Genomic DNA, 18,307 nt, shown 5'->3' with positions numbered 1-18,307 from the left:
AAAAACCATGAAAAGATTCTGCTTGTTTCTAGGCTGTGCCCTGCTGTTCGCAGGATGGGCCCAGGCCGCCGAAAAGCCCGTGATCCGCATCGGCGCCCGGGTGTTCACCGAACAAACCCTGCTCGCGGAAATCACCTCGCAGTACCTGCGGACCAAGGGCTATGACACCCGGGTCACCGGCGGCCTGGGCAGCAACCTGGCCCGTAGCGCCCACGAAAGCGGGCAACTGGACATGCTCTGGGAATACACCGGGGTATCGCTGGTGGCCTACAACCATGTGACGGAAAAACTCGACAGCGAACAGTCCTACGCACGGGTCAAGGAACTCGATGCGAAAAAGGGCCTGGTCTGGCTCACGCCGTCGAAGTTCAGCAACACCTACGCCCTGGCCCTGCCGCAGAAGGTCGCGCAACAGTACCCGCAGATCAACACCATCAGCCAGTTGACCACGGTACTCGCCGCCGAGGCGAAAGAGCGGCACCTGGTAGCCCTCGACACCGAGTTCGCCAACCGCTCCGACGGCCTGGAAGGCATGGTGAAACTGTATGGCATGAACCTGACGCGCCAGAACATTCGCCAGATGGATGCCGGCCTGGTCTATACGGCGCTGCGCAATGGCCAGGTGTTCGCGGGGCTGGTCTACACCACCGACGGTCGCCTGAACGCCTTCAAGCTCAAGCTGCTGGAGGATGACCGCCACTACTTCCCGGACTACACCGCCGCCCCCGTGGTGCGTCAGGCCTACCTCGACGCTCATCCGCAACTGGCCGCCGACCTCAAGCCGCTCGCCGAACTGTTCGACGACGACACCATGCGCCAGCTCAATGCCCGGGTCGACGTCGATCACCAAAGCCCGTCCGCCGTGGCCGCCGACTTCCTGCGCCAACACCCCATCCACTGAGGAGAAGACATGGAATTCCTGAACGCCTTTTCCCATCTGGACTGGCCACTGGTCCTGCACCTGACCGGGCAACACATCACTTTAGTCGGCATTGCCGTGACCCTGGCGATTGTCGTCGGCGTGCCCCTGGGCGTACTGATGACCCGTTTCCCGGCGCTGGCCGGCCCCCTGCAAGCCAGTGCCACGGTGCTGCTGACCGTGCCGTCGATTGCCCTGTTCGGCCTGCTGCTGCCGTTCTACTCGAAATTCGGCCAGGGCCTCGGACCGCTGCCGGCGATCACCGCCGTGTTCCTCTACTCGTTGCTGCCGATCATGCGCAACACCTACCTGGCCCTGACCGGCGTCGAGCCGGGCATCCGTGAAGCCGCCCGCGGCATCGGCATGACCTTCGGCCAGCGCCTGCGCATGGTCGAACTGCCGATCGCGGTGCCGGTGATCCTCGCCGGCGTGCGCACCGCCGTGGTGATGAACATCGGCGTCATGACCATCGCCGCCACCATCGGTGCCGGCGGCCTGGGCGTACTCATCCTCGCGGCCATCAGCCGCAGCGACATGTCGATGCTGATCGTCGGTGCCGTGCTGGTCAGTGTCCTGGCCATCGCCGCCGACCTGCTCCTGCAATGGCTGCAACGCTCGCTGACTCCCAAAGGACTCCTGAAATGATCGAACTACAGAATCTGAGCAAGACCTTCCAAAGCAACGGCAAGGCCGTCAAGGCCGTCGACTCGGTGAGCCTGACCGTCAACGAAGGCGAGATCTGCGTCTTTCTCGGCCCTTCGGGGTGCGGCAAGAGCACCACGCTGAAGATGATCAACCGGCTGATCGTGCCGACCTCGGGCCAGGTCCTGATCAACGGCGAAGACACCACCCAGCTCGACGAAGTGACGCTGCGCCGCAATATCGGCTACGTCATCCAGCAGATCGGCCTGTTCCCGAACATGACCATCGAGGAAAACATTACCGTGGTGCCGCGCCTGCTCGGCTGGGACAAACAGAAATGCCATGACCGGGCCCGCGAGTTGATGAGCATGATCAAGCTCGAACCCAAGCAGTACCTGCACCGTTATCCACGGGAACTGTCCGGCGGCCAGCAGCAGCGCATCGGCGTGATCCGTGCCCTGGCGGCGGATGCTCCGCTGCTGCTGATGGACGAGCCGTTCGGCGCGGTCGACCCGATCAACCGGGAGATGATCCAGAACGAGTTCTTCGAGATGCAGCGGGCACTGAACAAGACCGTGATCATGGTCAGCCACGACATCGACGAAGCCCTCAAGCTGGGCGACAAGATCGCCATCTTCCGCGGCGGCAAGCTGATCCAGATCGACCATCCGGACACGCTGCTGGCGCATCCGGCGGATGATTTCGTCAGCAACTTCGTCGGCCAGGACAGCACCCTCAAGCGCCTGTTGCTGGTCAAGGCCGAGGACGCGGCGGACAACGCCCCGTCGGTGAGCCCGGAAACGCCGGTGGCCGACGCCCTGGAGCTGATGGACGAGCACGACCGCCGCTATGTGGTGGTGACCGATGCCGCGAACAAGGCGCTGGGTTATGTCCGCCGCCGCGACCTGCATCGCCAGGCGGGCAACTGTGGGCAGTACCTGCGCGAGTTCAATGCGACCGCAGCCTACGACGAGAATCTGCGCATTCTGTTGTCGCGGATGTACGAGTTCAACCGCTCGTGGCTGCCGGTGATGGACGCAGAGCGGGTGTTCCTCGGCGAAGTGACCCAGGAGTCGATTGCCGCCTACCTGAGTTCCGGGCGCTCCCGAGGGGCCAAGACCAGCATTGTGTCGCCTGCCGAGATGGCCGCGGTCTGACAGGCCGCCATCGCCGGCAAGCCGGCTCCCACAGGGAGACGCTGCCGAACGCAGATCCTGCACACGACACGCAACCTGTAGGAACCTGGCTTGCCAGCGATGAGGCCCCTGAGGCCGCCAACAGCTTCGCGGGCAAGCCCGCTCCCACAGGGATACGGTGCCGAACGCAAATGCTGTATACGACACGCAACCTGTAGGAGCCTGGCTTGCCAGCGATGAGGCCCTTGAAACCGCCAACAGCTTCGCGGGCAAGCCCGCTCCCACAACAGCCTGCTCCCAGACCCGCCCCTCCGACACAGGCAGCGCCAACGGGGATTGGCATAAAACCCGCAAAAATCCCCTTCCCGAGGGAACATCAGACTGTCATCCGGGTCGGTTAAATAAGTGACTGATCCGGGTTACGCGACGAGCGCGTGCAAAAACGCGACATTTTTAGTTGATCTCAAGCCCCTCAAGTCCTAAAGTTCGCGCCGAACGTCCATGCTGGAAACGATCCATCCGGCTCAAGTACTGACGACGAGACAGCAAGGCCAAGGGAAGCGGTTGATCCCATGGCCTTTTTGCTTTCGGCGACATGCCTTGGGAAGTAGGCGAACCAAAGTGGGGATACGGAGGACGTTCATTTGCACCCATTGATAACTCACGTTTGCCACTAGGAGTCCCCCCGCATGTCGATCCAGGTCGAAGACTATTTCGCGCGCGATACCTTTGAGAAAATGAAGGCGTTCGCCGACAAGCAAGAAACCCCTTTCGTGGTCATCGATACCCAGATGATCTCCCAGGCCTACGATGACCTGCGTGCAGGTTTCGAATTCGCCAAGGTCTACTACGCCGTCAAGGCCAACCCGGCCGTCGAAATCATCGACCTGCTGAACAAGAAAGGCTCGAGCTTCGACATCGCCTCGATCTACGAGCTGGATAAAGTGCTGAACCAGGGCGTCAGCCCGGATCGCATCAGCTACGGCAACACCATCAAGAAATCCAAGGACATCCGCTACTTCTACGAGAAGGGCGTGCGCCTGTACTCCACCGACTCCGAAGCCGACCTGCGCAACATCGCCAAGGCCGCACCGGGCTCGAAAGTCTACGTACGCATCCTCACCGAAGGCTCGACCACCGCCGACTGGCCGTTGTCGCGCAAGTTCGGCTGCCAGACCGACATGGCCATGGACCTGCTGATCCTCGCCCGCGACCTGGGCCTGGTGCCTTACGGCGTGTCTTTCCACGTCGGCTCGCAACAGCGCGATATCAGCGTCTGGGACGCGGCTATCGCCAAGGTCAAGGTGATCTTCGAGCGCCTGAAAGAAGAAGACGACATCCACCTCAAGCTGATCAACATGGGCGGCGGCTTCCCGGCCAACTACATCACCCGCACCAACAGCCTGGAAACCTACGCCGAGGAAATCATCCGCTTCCTCAAGGAAGACTTCGGCGACGACCTGCCGGAAATCATCCTCGAGCCAGGCCGTTCGCTGATCGCCAACGCCGGTATCCTGGTCAGCGAAGTGGTGCTGGTGGCACGTAAATCGCGGACCGCCGTCGAACGTTGGGTATACACCGACGTGGGCAAGTTCTCCGGCCTGATCGAAACCATGGACGAAGCCATCAAGTTCCCGATCTGGACCGAGAAGAAAGGCGAGATGGAGGAAGTGGTCATCGCCGGCCCAACCTGCGACAGCGCCGACATCATGTACGAAAACTACAAGTACGGCCTGCCCCTGAACCTGGCCATCGGCGACCGCCTCTACTGGCTGTCCACCGGCGCCTACACCACCAGCTACAGCGCGGTTGAATTCAATGGCTTCCCGCCGCTGAAGTCGTTCTACGTGTAAGCCTCCACGCCTGCGCTGCAGCCGAAAGGCCCGTGATTGCTCACGGGCCTTTTTTATTGTCACTTTGCCGGGCTATCCGCTGACACCCATCGATGCCCGGGTCCGCAGAAGGTACTCCAGGGCGCTTGAAGGCTCAGCCCAACAACCTGTGCAGTGCCGCGCGATCCTGCTCGTCGCCCAGGGCAGCCGCCTGCTGGTGGTAGGCCAGCGCCATGGCACGGATTCGCGGATCCCTGGCCGCCAGCAGGGTCTGGCGGCTGATCCGCAGGAATTTCAGATTGCCGCCAGCCAGCGCCTTGCGCAGCCACTCCAGCGCCTGGTCGACCCGGCCCAGGTCGGCCAGCACCGTCGCGTAACTGAACTGCCCGCGAAAATCCCCTGCCTCGGCGGACCGGCGATACCACTCGCAGGCGGCAACAAGGTCAGCGGGACAGAAACGCCCATCTTCCAGGTAGCGCCCCAGCAGGTTCATCGATCTGGCATGGCCCATCCCGGCAGCACGCCGGTAGTGCGCCAGCGCCTGGGCCTGATCCTCCCGCACCCCGCGTCCGGTCGCCAGCAGGTTGGCGTAGTTGTACAACCCCCAGTCCAGCCCGCCCTGCGCCGCCAGGTGGTAATGCCGCGCCGCCAGCTGCTCATCGGGCGCGCAACCCCAGCCGTGCTCATGGCAACGCCCGAGCATGTTGCGCGCCATCAAGTGACCGTTATTCGCGGCGATTTCAAACCAGCGCAGCGCCAGGGCCTGGTCGCGTTCGATGCCCTGCCCGTCCAGCAGTATCTGCCCCAGCAACGCCTGGGCCTCGACGACCCCTTCCGCCGCCGCCAGCAGGATCGCCTGGGCTGCGCGGGCCGGGTTCTCTTCCAGCATGACCTTGAGCGAATCGCCGTCCAGCACCTCTTCGCGCCTGTACAACAGCATGACGCCGACACCTTAAAGAGAAATAATCGCAATAGTATCTGATTCCCATTGATGCGGTAAGATACGCACCGATAAGCGCCTTACATCTGCGTTTCCGACCGCCCTGGCGCCTGTAGCGTTATGTAGCAGTCTGTTTGTAAAAAGCTAACAAATATGAATTCGTCGCATTCGCACACACGGCATAATGCGCGCCGTGAAGCATGACTTTGATTGAGCAAGGCGGTCGCCGTGTTGAAGAAAACACTGTTCCAGTTGCATTGGCTGTTCGGCATCAGTGCCGGGCTGGTGCTGGCGTTCATGGGCATCACCGGGGCCACGGTGTCCTTTCAGGACGAACTGCTGCGTCTGCTCAATCCCTCGGTGCTGCAAGTCGAGGCACCGAACCACGAGGCCCTGCCGCCCGCCGAGCTGGTGCGCAGGCTCGAAGCCAGAGAAGGCCAGACCGTCGCGATGCTGTGGGTCGAGCCCCACGGCGACAGCGCCGGCCGGGTGTTCTTCACCGCGCCGCCGGGTGAACGACGCGGGCAGCTGCGCTATTTCGATCCCTACACCGGTGACTACCAGGGCGATGTCGTCGGCCTGGACTTCTTCAACCTGATGCTGCAACTGCACCGGTACCTGGCCATGGGCGACACCGGTCGCCAGATCACCGGCGCCTGCACCCTGATGCTGGTGTTCTTCTGCCTCTCCGGCCTGTACCTGCGCTGGCCGCGCAAGGCCCTCGACTGGCGTGCCTGGCTGACCCTCGACTGGGCGAAAAAAGGCCGCGCCTTCAACTGGGACCTGCACTCCGTTGCCGGAACCTGGTGCCTGGTGTTCTACCTGTTGTCGGCCCTGACCGGTTTGTCCTGGTCCTACGAGTGGTACAGCAACGGCCTGAACAAGCTGTTCGCCGACTCCGTGGCCCAGCAGCGCAAGGTCGGACGTGGCCCCGCCCCGACCGGCCCGACGCCCACCGCCGACTACGACGCGATCTGGAGCAGCATCAAGAGTGCCGCGGGCCCCGAGCTCAGCGCCTATAACATCCGCATGCCACCCGTGGCCGGCCAGCCGGCAACCGTGTATTACCTGCTCGAGGATTCACCCCATGATCGCGCCCTCAACCAGATCATGCTGGATCCGGCCACAGGCGCCATCCGCGAGCACTTCCGCTATGCCGACAAAAGCCTCAAGGGACAGTTGCTGACCAGTATTTATGCGCTGCATGTCGGCAGCTACTTCGGCCTTACCGGGCGCATCCTGCTGACGCTTTCCAGCCTGACCATGCCGCTGTTCTTCATTACCGGCTGGCTGCTGTACCTCGATCGCCGCCGCAAGAAACGCGCGGTGAAAAAAGCCCGCGGCGGGCTCGGCCAGAACAGCAGCAACGCTCCCGCCTGGCTGGTGGGTTTCGCCAGCCAGAGCGGTTTCGCCGAGCAACTGGCCTGGCAGACCGCCGGCCAGTTGCAGGCCGCCGGTCTGCCGGTGCGGGTCCAGCCCCTGGCCGAGGTCGGCGAACGGGAGCTGCGCGAATCGCAGCATGCCCTGTTTGTCGTCAGCACCTTTGGTGACGGCGAAGCGCCCGACAGCGCCCGTGGCTTCGAGCGCAAGGTGCTGGGTCAGGCATTGGCCCTCGATGGCCTGAATTATTCGGTGCTGGCCCTCGGTGATCGCCAGTACCCGCATTTCTGCGGCTTTGCCCGACGCCTGCATCACTGGCTCGAAGCCCGCGGCGGCAACGTCCTGTTCGCGCCGATCGAAGTCGACAGCGGCGATCCCTATGCCCTGCGCTACTGGCAGCAGCAGCTCAGCCAGATTACCGGGAGTGCGCCCCTGGTGGCATGGCAGGCGCCACGGTTCGACAACTGGACCCTGGCTCGACGCGTGTTGCTCAACCCGGGCAGCAGCGGTTCCGGCGTCTACCTGATCGGCCTGGATGCTCCGACGCCAACCCCATGGCAAGCAGGTGACCTGGTGGAAATCATGCCGCGTCACCACGGCGCGACAGTCGAACATTTCCTCGCCGGGCTCGGCCTGCAAGCCACTACCCCGGTGCAACTCGACGGCCTGCAGGAAACCCTGGCCCAGGCGTTGGCCGGTCGCCAGTTACCGGATAATCGCGGACACCTGGTGGGCCTGCATGCCCAGGCCCTGGTCGATGCGCTGGTGCCCCTCGCCCTGCGTGAATACTCCATTGCCTCCATCGCCAGCGACGGCCAGCTGGAACTGCTGGTCCGCCAGGAACGGCACGCGGACGGCAGCCTCGGGCTCGGCTCCGGCTGGCTGACCGAACATGCGCCGGTGGGCGCGGCCATCAGCCTGCGCCTGCGGCGCAACAGCGGTTTCCATCTGCCCGGCGAACCGCGTCCGCTGATCCTGTTGGGCAACGGTACCGGGCTGGCCGGATTGCGCAGCCTGCTCAAGGCACGTATCGCCGATGGCCAGACACGCAACTGGCTGCTGTTCGGCGAACGCAACATCGCCCACGACTTCTACTGTCGGGAAGAGTTGCAGGGCTGGTTGGCGACGGGCGACCTCGCCCGGCTGGACCTGGCATTCTCCAGGGACCAGCAGGACAAGATCTACGTGCAGGACCGCTTGCGGGAGGCGGCGGATGAGCTACACCGCTGGCTCGCCGAAGGTGCCGCGATCTATATCTGCGGCAGCCTGCAGGGCATGGCATCGGGTGTCGACCAGGTCCTGGTGGAACTGCTCGGGGCCGAGTCCGTGGAGCGCCTGATCGAGCAAGGGCGCTATCGGCGGGACGTCTACTGACCGACACCCACCGCTCACTCCGATCGTTCCCACGCTCCGCGTGGGAATGCAGCCCGTGACGCTCCGCGTCACAAAGCGGACGCAGAGCGTCCAGAGAGGCATTCCCACGCGGAGCGTGGGAACGATCATTGCGCCTGGGCCGGCTCCACGGTCAACTCGACTGCTTCCGGTCGCTTGAGCACGGCATAGGTCACCGCGGTCAGCAGGCTGCCGGCGATGATCGCCAGCAGATACGGCAGCGTGTGGTTGATCGCATTCGGAATCAGCATCACGAACAGCCCGCCATGGGGCGCCATCAGCTTGCAGCCGAAGTACATCGACAGGGCACCGGTCAGCGCGCCACCGGCGATGCTCGCCGGAATCACCCGCAACGGGTCCTTGGCGGCAAAGGGAATCGCCCCTTCCGAGATAAAGCACAGGCCCAGCACGAAGGCAGCCTTGCCCGCCTCCCGTTCGCTCCGGGCAAACTTGTGTCGGGCAATCAGGGTGGCGATGCCCAGGCCGATTGGTGGCACCATGCCGGCGGCCATGGTCGCGGCCATCGGCGCATAACTCTGCGACGCCAGCAGCCCGACCGAGAAGGCATACGCTGCCTTGTTGATCGGCCCGCCGAGGTCGACGCACATCATCCCGCCGAGCAGCACACCCAGCAGGATCGCGTTGGTGGTGCCCATGCTGTCGAGGAAATGCGTCAGCCCCTCCAGCATCCCCGCCACCGGCTTGCCGACCACATAGATCATCACCAGGCCGGTGAACAGGCTCGCCAGCAACGGAATGATCAGGATCGGCTTCAAGGCTTCCAGACTGGCCGGCAACCGCGCATGACGATTGATCGCCCTGGCACTGTAGCCGGCGAGAAAACCGGCGACGATCCCGCCGATAAACCCGGCGCCAAGGGTGCTCGCCAGCAGGCCACCGATCATCCCCGGGGCCAGCCCGGGGCGGTCGGCGATCGAGTAGGCGATATAGCCGGCCAACAGCGGCACCATCAGCTTGAAGGCGCTTTCCCCGCCGATCTGCATCAGCGCCGCGGCCAGCGTGCCCGGCTCCTTGAACGCAGTGATACCGAAGACGAAGGACAGGGCGATCAACAGGCCGCCCGCCACCACCATCGGCAACATGAACGAAACCCCCGTCAGCAGGTGCTTGTAGACACCGGCCTTTTCCTCCCTGGCCGGCGCCGCGCCAGCGCCTGTCGCGGCACTCTCCGGCGTGCCTTCGGCCAGGGCCTTGCGCAAGGTCGCGTCCGGTTGTTTCAGGGCCACGCCGGTGCCGCACCGGTAGATGTTCTTGCCGGCGAAACGCTCGGTGGCGACTTCGATATCGGCCGCCAGCAAGACCACGTCGGCTTCGGCAATCGCCGCCGCGCTCAACGGGTTGCGTGCACCGACCGAGCCCTGGGTTTCCACCTGCAGCTCATAGCCCAGGCGCCTGGCCGACTGTTGCAAGGCTTCGGCGGCCATGAAGGTATGAGCGACGCCGGTCGGGCAGGCCGTCACCGCCACCAGGCGCGGTGCGCGCTGGGCCACCACCGGCGCCGCAACCGCGGCCTCGGGGGCGATGTAGACACTCGCTTCTTCGGCACCGTGTCGCAGTACCGCTTCGACGTCCTGCAACGCCTGGGCCGGGGTGGTCTGGAACACCCGTTTGCCGACAAAGCGCAACATATCCACAGGCGCGCTGCTGACCACCAGCACCCATTCCGCCGCCGAGAGGGTCGCCGCCGACAACTGGCGCTCCGGGTGCCGGCTATCGTGTACTTCGACACTGGTGCTCCAGCCCTGGCGCTGGGCTGCCGCTTCCAGCAGGCGAGCGCACAACACGCTGGTGACCATGCCGTTCGGGCAGGCGGTAACAATGGCTAACTTCATCACAATCCCTCTTATTGTTCTGTTAGGGCGTGCACGCTGACGCCGCGTTCAAGCTGCGCCAGGCGTTCCCTGTCACCAATGCCGAAACCGATCTGGGTCACGGCCAGGGCGGCAATCGCCGTGGCCGTGCGCAGGGTCTGCTCCGCGCCGTGCCCGCTGAGCAGGCCATGAAGCATGCCGGCCAGCAACGCGTCGCCGGCACCGACGGTGCTCGCCACGCTGACGGTCGGCGGCAGCCCGTGCAATGCCGGTGCGGCGCAGAACCAGTTGACCCCTTCGGCACCGTGGGAAACCACCACGTGCTCGATGCCCTGGGCACGCAACCGGGTCGCTGCCGCGGATTGCGCGAGCAATGAGGTCACGGGGCTGCCCAGCGCTTCGGCCAATTCCTCGGTATTGGGCTTGATCAACCAGGGCCCCGCCGCCAGTCCGGCCTGCAAGGCTGCGCCGCTGGTGTCCAGGGCGACTTTCAGGCCCAGCTGTTTCAACCGCCGCAACAGCGCTTGCAGCCATTGCGGACTGACGCCCCGGGGCAAACTGCCCGCGACCACCACGGCATCATGACCGGGGGCGATCTGTTCCAGCCGGTCCAGCAAGGCATGCTGGGCCTCGGCACTGACCAGCGGACCGGGACCGTTGAGGTCGGTGATGCGGCCGTCGTGCTCGGCCAGCTTGATATTGCTGCGGGTCTCCCCCGGCACGCGGACAAAGGCATCGACAAATCCACGGCGGGCAAACAGGGTCTCGAAGGCTTGTTGATTGTCCTCGCCGAGAAAACCACTCACGGTCAGTTGATGCCCGAGGTCCGCCAGCACCTGGGCGACGTTCACGCCCTTGCCGGCCGCGTGGGTCTGCATGGCCTCGCTGCGATTGACCTGGCCCGGCTCCAGCCGCGCCAGTTGCACGGTCAGGTCCAGCGCAGGGTTCAGGGTCAGCGTCAGAATCCGCGCCATTACACCGCCTCCACGAGGGCGCGCACTTCATCGGCGCTGCCCACGGCCAGGGCCGCACGGGCCAGGGCCTGTGCGGCCGGCAGGGTCAGTTCGCGCACCCGCGCCTTGACCTCGGGAATGCTGCGGGCCGCAACGCTCAATTCATCCACCCCCAGCCCGACGAGCACCGGTACCGCCAGCGGGTCGCCCGCCAGTTCGCCGCAGACACCGACCCACTTGCCATGGGCATGGGCCGCGCGCACGGTGATGTCGATCAGTTGCAGCACGGCCGGGTGCAGGCCATCGGCCTGGGCCGAAAGTGTCGGGTGACCACGGTCGATGGCGAGGGTGTATTGCGTCAGGTCGTTGGTGCCGACACTGAAGAAGTCCACTTCCCGGGCCAGCACCGGCGCCAGCAACGCCGCCGACGGCACTTCGATCATGATTCCCAGTTGCAGGTCGGCCACCGGAATTTCCAGGCGCAGGCGCTCGGTCATTTCCCGGGCCCGGCGCCACTCCGACACGCTACCGACCATCGGGAACATGATCCGCAGGGGGCGGTTGTCGGCGGCCCGCAACAGGGCGCGCAACTGGCTTTCCATGATCTGCGGCCGTTGCAGGGTCAGGCGGATACCGCGCACGCCGAGGAACGGGTTTTCTTCCTTGGCGATCGGCCAGTAAGGCAGCGGCTTGTCGCCGCCGACATCCAGGGTTCGGACCACCAGCGGTCGCCCGCCCAGGCCGTCGAGCACCCGCCGGTATTCGGCTTCCTGGGTGGCTTCGTCCGGCGCCTGTGGATGCGCCATGAAGATCAGTTCGGTGCGCAACAGACCGATGCCTTCGGCGCCCTGTTCCACCGCGCCGGCGACTCCGGCGCTTTCACCGATATTGGCAAAGACTTCCACCGCATGCCCGTCAAGGGTCAGCGCCGCCTGGTGACGTTGTTCGGCAGCCTGGCGCAGGCGCTGTTCGCGGCTGTCGCGCTCCTCGGTGGCACGCTGCAAGGCGACGGCATCCGGCGAGACATGCAGCCGGCCACGCTGGCCGTCGAGCAGCAAGGTCGTGCCCGGCGCCAGCAACAGCACCGCCGCGCCCGCCCCGACCAGTGCCGGGATGCCCAGGGCACGGGCGACGATCGCACTGTGCGCCGTGGCTCCGCCGCGGGCGGTGAGAATCCCCGCCACCCGCGCCGGATCCAGGCGCGCCACATCGGACGGGCCGACTTCGTCCATCACCAGTACATAGGGCTGCTCGGGCTCGGCCAGGGTTTCGACACCACACAACTGCGCCAGCACGCGCCGGCCGATATCCCGCAGGTCCGCCGCCCGCTCGGCCAGCAGTGCATCCTGCAAGGACTCCTGCTGCCGGGCGGCCGCCTCGATCACTGCCATCCAGCCGGCTTCGGCGCTTTCACCCTGCTTGAGCCGGGTGTCGACCTCGTCGCTCAGTTCCGGGTCGTCGAGCATTTCCTGGTGGGTGATGAAAATCTCGCGAATGGCCTTGGCTTTGCTGCGCTGGATCAGACCCTCGATATCCTTGCGCACCTCACTCAAGGCGCTGTGCAGGCGCTGGCGCTCGAGCGCGGCCGACTGGCCACGCAACGGGTAGTCGAACGTCTGCGCGACCTGGATATGCGCGGGGCCGATGGCGATCCCCGGCGCAGCGGCAATCGCCTGGACCTGGCTGCCGGCAACCGGTGCCGTCAAGGCTACGACCACCTCGTCCACGGCCACACTGGCGGCGCTCACCGCCGGCAAGGGTTCGACTTCCTCGCCGAGGCCTTCTGCCACCGCCGCCAGCAAGGCCGGCAAGGCATCGGCGGCAATCCCCGGTTCGGCAATGAACTCCAGCACCTGGGCCCGGCGCGCGCCGAGGCTGAGCAGCTTGCTCAGGCTTTTCACCGACACCGCGCTGCCCGGGGCGTCGACTATGCGCACACGAATATCGCCGTCGAAACGCTTCGCCAGTTGCGCGAGAACCTTCGCCGGCCGGGCATGCAGGCCATGGGCATTGGCCAGGGCGATGCGCGCGCTCGGCCAGTCGGCCGGCAATTCGCCGCCCAGAACCTCCAGTACCGCCCGGCTGCTGGTGGCGCGTCCCAGTTCATGGCCACGGCCTTCGATCAGCAGCGCACACAGGCGTTCGAGCAGGGCCTGATGGGCTTCGCCGAGACTGGCGAGACAGAACAGCCCACTCAAGGGTTGGCCGAGGTAGCGCAGCGGCTTTTCCGGTGTGACAAACGCCAGCCCCGGCCGCTTGACCGTCTGCTCACTGTGCAGCCACCACAGGCCATCGCCCAGCGGCAACGCTTCGACCTGCTGCAGGACCGCGGCAAAACCGTTACTCACACAGTCGGCCTGGCGCAGCAGGCGGGCGCCACGCCAGACCAGTTCTTCGAAATCGTCGGCCGCCACGCCGAGGCCGATCATCTGGGCATCCAGCGCCAGTTCCTGCGGCGCGCCTTGCAGCAGTTTCAGCAAGGCTTCGGCGGAGCTTGCACGGCGCAGGGCCTGGCCCAGGTCCGTCTCGCCGAGGGCACGGGTGAGCAGTTGCAGCAGGCGCAGGTGTTCGTCGGATTTCGCCGCGATACCGATGGCCAGGTAAACGATCTGGCCATCGCCCCAATCCACGCCTTCGGGAAACTGCAGCAGGCGCACACCCGTGGCGAATACCTGGTCGCGGGTCTGCGGGGTGCCATGGGGAATCGCGATGCCCTGGCCGAGAAAGGTCGAGCCTTGCGCCTCACGGTCCTGCAAGCCGGCCAGGTAGCCCTCGGCCACCAGGCCGTCGGTCACCAGCTTGTCCGCAAGCAGTTGCAGGGCAGCAGACTTGTCCACGGCCGACTGGCCCATGGAAATCTGCTCTACGGTGAGCTCGAGCATGCCTTTCTCCTATTCAGCGCCCACAACGGGACGCTAGGTATTGTTTTGAATGAATCAGCCTGGGCTTGCGTGCCAGAACATAGCGAAACGGTCTTTCGGCAGGACCGTGACACCGGACGCAATCCCCGGAAAATACGCTTGCTGAAACGTTTAATCTAGCGTGTAGGACACGTTACTCGATTATTGTTCCGGGTTGAAGCCCTGCTGGTCGACAACTGGCTGTCGGCGAATCTGCTGGAAGAGCCGCGCATTTTTCAGTGATCTGGCGGGCCTGTTCGCGGGCAAGGCCGCTCCCACACGAGCCCGCTTCCCCACAAGTGGGCTCCCCTACCCGTCCGGTGCCCACACCCGCCCGCTTCCACAGTCGACTGCCGGAATAGGATACGATCAGAGAAAATGCAGCCGTGAGCTACAGCAAACAAGGAATCATCCGCTTGAAACTCAGTGATATTGCCCAACTGGCCGGTGTGTCCGTCACCACTGCCAGCTATGTCATCAACGGCAAGGCCGAGCAACAGCGTATCAGCAGCAGCACCGTGGAGCGGGTCCGGGCCGTGGTCGAGCAGCATGGCTTCACCCCCAATCCCCAGGCCGCCGGCCTGCGCAGCCGCAAGACGCGCACCCTCGGGTTTATCCTGCCGGACCTGGAAAACCCCAGTTACGCACGTATCGCCAAGCTGCTGGAGCAAGGTGCCCGCGCCCGCGGTTATCAGTTGCTGATCGCCAGTTCCGACGATGACCCGGACAGCGAACGCCAGTTGCTGCAACTGTTCCGCGCCCGTCGCTGCGACGCCCTGTTTGTCGCCAGTTGCCTGCCGGCCGACGATGACAGCTATCGCCAGTTGCAGGACCTGGGAATGCCGGTCATCGCCATCGACCGGGAGATGGAGCCGACGCATTTCTGCTCGGTGGTCAGTGATGACCATCAGGCCAGCCTGCAACTGACCCGCAGCCTGCTGCAGCCGATGCCACGCCATATCGCCCTGATCGGCGCCCGCGCCGAGCTGAGCATCAGCCGGCAGCGGGCCGCCGGTTTCCAGGACGCGCTGGACGGTTTCAAGGGCGAGGTGTTGATCGAACACGGCGAAGCGTTCAGCCGTGATTGCGGCCGGCAACTGATGGATGCACTGGTCAAGCGCCTCGGCCATCTGCCCGACGCGCTGGTCACCACCTCCTATGTGCTGCTGCAGGGCGTGTTCGATGCCTTGCACGACCATCCGCTCAAGCCACAGCCGCTGCGCCTGGGCACCTTCGGCGACACCCAGTTGCTGGACTTCCTGCCCCTGCCCGTCAACGCCATGGCCCAGCAGCACCCGTTGATCGCCGACAAGGCCCTGCAACTGGCGCTGGCCGCCATCGAGGACAAGGACTACCGACCCGGCGTCCAGGCGATAGCGCGGACCTTCAAGCAGCGTATCCGCGAGTCCTGAGCATGGAGTTGATCGATACCCATACCCACCTCGACTTTCCGGATTTCGACGCAGATCGCGACGCGCTGCTCGGTCGCAGTCGCGCCCTGGGGGTTGGCCGGATGGTGGTGCTGGGGGTCTATCGACAGAACTGGCAGCGGGTCTGGGACCTGGTGCTGGGCGATCCGCAACTGCATGCGGCGTTCGGCCTGCACCCGGTGTACCTGGAAGATCATCGCCCGGCCGACCTGGACGAACTGGGCGCCTGGCTCAGTCGCCTGGCCCACCATCCACAGCTGTGCGCGGTGGGTGAGTTCGGCCTGGACTACTTTCTGCCGCAGCTCGATCGCGAGCGCCAGCAGGTGCTGTTCGAGGCCCAGTTGCAACTCGCCGCGGACTTCGACCTGCCGGCACTGCTGCATGTGCGTCGCAGCCATGCGGCGACCATCGCGACACTCAAGCGCTTTCGCCTGGGCCGTGGCGGAATCATCCACGCCTTTGCCGGCAGTCGCGAAGAGGCCCGGGAATACCTCAAGCTCGGTTTCAAGCTCGGCCTCGGCGGCGCCGGCACCTGGCCCCAGGCCTTGCGCCTGAGCAAGGTCATTGCCGGCCTGCCCCTGGATGCCGTGGTGCTGGAAACCGATTCGCCGGACATGGCACCGGTGATGTATCCCGGCATGCGCAACAGTCCGGAGCACCTGCCGGCCATCTGCGCCGCCCTCGCCGGACTCATGGCCGTCAGCCCGCAGGCATTGGCCGCCGCCAGCAGCGCCAACGCGTGTGCGCTGTTCAACTGGCCACAGAATCCGGCCTGACCGCGACCTGCAGGACCAGCGTCATCTGCTGCCGGTGGCGGGCGTAACGCAAGGTGGCGAAGTACAGCAGCAGCGCCAGCAGGGAAAAGTTGAGCTGCTCGACCACGCTGATCAGGCCGAGCCATTCGCAGACCAGCGCAACCAGCAACGAGGAGCCGATCAACAGCATCATGCTGGCCTTGAGCGGCGACCATGCGTCCAGCGACCTGAAGCGCTTCAGTTGCCTCGGGCAATTGAGCTGCAGCGCCTTGTCGCAGCAGCGACAGGCGAAGCTTTCGTTGATGGCAATCGCGTTCAAGTGCCAGGCGCTGAGGGGAAATGTGCCACGGCAGTGCGCGCACATCCCCTTGACGCCCATGAGCGTATCCTTCAAACCTGTTCCTCCCGAGCGATAACGGCTCACCGATGAGTCCGGTATAGATGGGTTTTCACCCACCGTAAGCCGAAAGATCGGCCCGCAAAGAAAACAGGATCTGGCCTACACGCCAAGATTTTAAGTACTACAGACTATTCCAAGGCCCAAGACCCGCGTCACACCCGGAACGCACCGATCAACTGCTTGAGTTCAACCACCTGCGCCGACAGTTGCCGGCTGGCATTCTCGGTCTGGTGCGCGCCATCGGCCGTGCGCTCTCCGGCCCGGTTGATCTCGACGATATTCTGGTCGATATCATGGGCGACCGCGGTCTGCTGTTCGACGGCCGCCGCGATCTGCTGGTTCTGGTCGACGATCATGCCGACCGCGCCGAGGATGTTTTCCAGGGCCTGCTGGACCTTTTCCGACTGGCTCACGGTACCGTCGGCCATCTGATGACTGACGCCCATGGCCTTGACCGCCGCCCCGACACCGCCGTGCAGCTTGCCGATCATCTGCTCGATCTCTTCGGTCGATTGCTGGGTGCGCTTGGCCAGGGTGCGGACCTCATCGGCCACCACCGCGAAGCCGCGCCCCTGCTCCCCGGCACGCGCCGCTTCGATGGCGGCGTTCAACGCCAGCAGGTTGGTCTGTTCGGCGATGCTCTTGATCACATCCAGGACCCGGCTGATGGACTGGCTGTCGATGGCCAACTGGTTGATTACCTGTACCGACTGGTCGATCTCCCCGGCCAACTGGGCAATGCTGCCCTGCTGCGACTCGACCAGGGCCCGGCCGCTGAGGGTTTCATCATTGACGCTATGGGCACTGCTGACCGCCGCCGCCGCGCTGCGCGCTACTTCCTGGGCGGTGGCCGACATCTGGTTCATCGCCGTCGCCACCTGCTCGATCTGGCTGCGCTGGCCGGCCACCGCCTGGTTGCTCCGGGCCGATACCGATTCCACCTGCCCGGCCTGACGCTCGACTTCGCCGACGGTTTGCCCGACCCGCTCGATCAGGTCATGGATCTTGGCCACCGTGCCATTGAACACCGCGCCCAGTTCACCCAGTTCATCGCGGCTGTGGGCAATGAAACTGACAGTCATGTCCCCGGCGGCGACCTTGTTCATCATTTCGCCCAGGCGACGCAAGGTGGTGCGGGTCGACGCGTAGAAACCGCCATACAGGTAGACGATAGAGAGAAACACCACCGCCAGCGCCACCACCAGCAACAGCATATGCAGGCGATTCTGCGCCAGGCGCTGTTGCAGCTCCTGATCGATATACCCCAGGGTCGCGTCATTGAGCTTGTAGGTCTGGGCCATCAAGCCACTGACCTGATCGTAGAAGGCCGGCCAGGGCGCTTCTAGGGTCTCGGCCATCACCACCTGCTCCTCGAACACCTCGCTGGCCTTTTTCAGCGAGGCCTGGCTGGCCGCGGTCAACGAATCCAGCGCCTGATGGGCGTTGCGACTGCTGCCCAGGGCGTCCTGCAACTTGAGGGCATATTCGGCCTGCAGCTTCTCGATCTGCTGCAACAACTCGTCAAAGCGGGTGCTGGACGATGAATTGAGAAACCCCTGGCCAAGGGAATAAGCGCCCATGGAGCGGCCTTCGCCGAGGGTCTGGGTGACTTGCGGTGTGACGCTGGTGATCAGCTCGCTCAACTGGCGCAGATCGCTCTGGCCGTCGCGACTGAGCCCGGACTGGCTGGCGATGATCTTGCTGAAAATCTGTGCCTTGCCCAGCAGCTTCTCGATCAGCGCGCTTTTGCTCTGCAGGGAGCTTTCGACTTGCTGGGCCTTGAATGCACTGACCAT

The 18,307-nt window shown here is 64.6% G+C and carries 13 protein-coding genes; 7 read left to right on the top strand and 6 right to left on the bottom strand.

The annotated features are described in order from the left end of the window. The first annotated feature begins 7 nt into the window (after positions 1-7). The 4 genes from HX881_RS09500 (at position 8) to HX881_RS09485 (ending at position 4,550) form a co-directional block, all read left to right on the top strand. Positions 8-901: a glycine betaine ABC transporter substrate-binding protein gene (locus tag HX881_RS09500; protein WP_017123529.1), complete on the top strand. Its 894-nt coding sequence runs from the start codon at positions 8-10 to the stop codon at positions 899-901. A 9-nt stretch (positions 902-910) separates the two neighbouring features. After that, positions 911-1,564: an ABC transporter permease gene (locus HX881_RS09495; RefSeq protein ID WP_017123528.1), complete on the top strand. Its 654-nt coding sequence runs from the start codon at positions 911-913 to the stop codon at positions 1,562-1,564. Continuing rightward, a complete protein-coding gene (locus HX881_RS09490) occupies positions 1,561-2,718 on the top strand; it encodes an osmoprotectant ABC transporter ATP-binding protein OsmV (RefSeq protein ID WP_177084106.1) in 1,158 nt (385 codons plus the stop codon). The genes HX881_RS09495 and HX881_RS09490 overlap by 4 nt, the downstream gene beginning before the upstream one ends. 668 nt (positions 2,719-3,386) lie before the next feature. Then, positions 3,387-4,550 carry a type III PLP-dependent enzyme gene (locus HX881_RS09485; protein ID WP_103032579.1) on the top strand — a complete coding sequence of 388 codons (1,164 nt, stop codon included), beginning with the start codon at positions 3,387-3,389 and terminating at the stop codon, positions 4,548-4,550. 133 nt (positions 4,551-4,683) lie between these two features. Here the strand turns inward: HX881_RS09485 and HX881_RS09480 are convergent, their stop codons facing one another. Further along, the gene (locus tag HX881_RS09480; RefSeq protein ID WP_177084104.1) at positions 4,684-5,469 is read right to left on the bottom strand and encodes a tetratricopeptide repeat protein; all 786 of its coding nucleotides are present in this window, start codon (positions 5,467-5,469) and stop codon (positions 4,684-4,686) included. Between the two features lie 228 nt (positions 5,470-5,697). Between HX881_RS09480 and HX881_RS09475 the strand changes: the two genes are divergently transcribed. Further along, positions 5,698-8,223 (top strand): PepSY domain-containing protein, encoded by a 2,526-nt coding sequence (locus HX881_RS09475; protein ID WP_177084102.1) that lies wholly within the window; start codon positions 5,698-5,700, stop codon positions 8,221-8,223. A 125-nt stretch (positions 8,224-8,348) separates the two neighbouring features. Here HX881_RS09475 and HX881_RS09470 read toward each other — a convergent pair whose 3' ends face one another. The 3 genes from HX881_RS09470 to ptsP are packed head-to-tail and all read right to left on the bottom strand — an operon-like array spanning position 8,349 to position 13,908. Then, complete coding sequence (locus HX881_RS09470) at positions 8,349-10,094, bottom strand: PTS fructose-like transporter subunit IIB (protein ID WP_177084100.1); 1,746 nt, start codon at positions 10,092-10,094, stop codon at positions 8,349-8,351. A gap of 11 nt (positions 10,095-10,105) precedes the next feature. Further along, positions 10,106-11,047: a 1-phosphofructokinase gene (gene pfkB, locus HX881_RS09465; protein WP_177084098.1), complete on the bottom strand. Its 942-nt coding sequence runs from the start codon at positions 11,045-11,047 to the stop codon at positions 10,106-10,108. Continuing rightward, positions 11,047-13,908 carry a phosphoenolpyruvate--protein phosphotransferase gene (gene ptsP, locus HX881_RS09460; protein WP_177084096.1) on the bottom strand — a complete coding sequence of 954 codons (2,862 nt, stop codon included), beginning with the start codon at positions 13,906-13,908 and terminating at the stop codon, positions 11,047-11,049. Before ptsP ends, pfkB begins: the two co-directional genes overlap by 1 nt. Before the next feature lie 434 nt (positions 13,909-14,342). Here ptsP and cra point away from each other — a divergent pair, with 434 nt between their 5' ends. Further along, the gene (gene cra / locus HX881_RS09455; RefSeq protein ID WP_177084094.1) at positions 14,343-15,338 is read left to right on the top strand and encodes a catabolite repressor/activator; all 996 of its coding nucleotides are present in this window, start codon (positions 14,343-14,345) and stop codon (positions 15,336-15,338) included. A 2-nt stretch (positions 15,339-15,340) separates the two neighbouring features. After that, entirely contained in the window at positions 15,341-16,132 is a 792-nt protein-coding gene (locus HX881_RS09450; RefSeq protein WP_177084092.1) for a TatD family hydrolase, read from the top strand. Here the strand turns inward: HX881_RS09450 and HX881_RS09445 are convergent. After that, positions 16,107-16,490, bottom strand: a complete 384-nt coding sequence (locus HX881_RS09445; RefSeq protein WP_177084090.1) for a hypothetical protein — start codon at positions 16,488-16,490, stop codon at positions 16,107-16,109. The genes HX881_RS09450 and HX881_RS09445 overlap by 26 nt on opposite strands. Positions 16,491-16,663: 173 nt before the next feature. Beyond that, on the bottom strand, positions 16,664-17,368 hold the full coding sequence (locus HX881_RS33165; protein ID WP_425503502.1) for a methyl-accepting chemotaxis protein: 705 nt from the start codon (positions 17,366-17,368) through the stop codon (positions 16,664-16,666). Positions 17,369-18,307 lie beyond the last annotated feature (939 nt).

The organism is Pseudomonas gingeri, from assembly GCF_013386115.1.
Taxonomy (GTDB): domain Bacteria; phylum Pseudomonadota; class Gammaproteobacteria; order Pseudomonadales; family Pseudomonadaceae; genus Aquipseudomonas; species Aquipseudomonas gingeri.
Note: the sequence above shows the minus strand (reverse complement) of the source record. Positions and strands in the feature narration are given on the sequence as shown.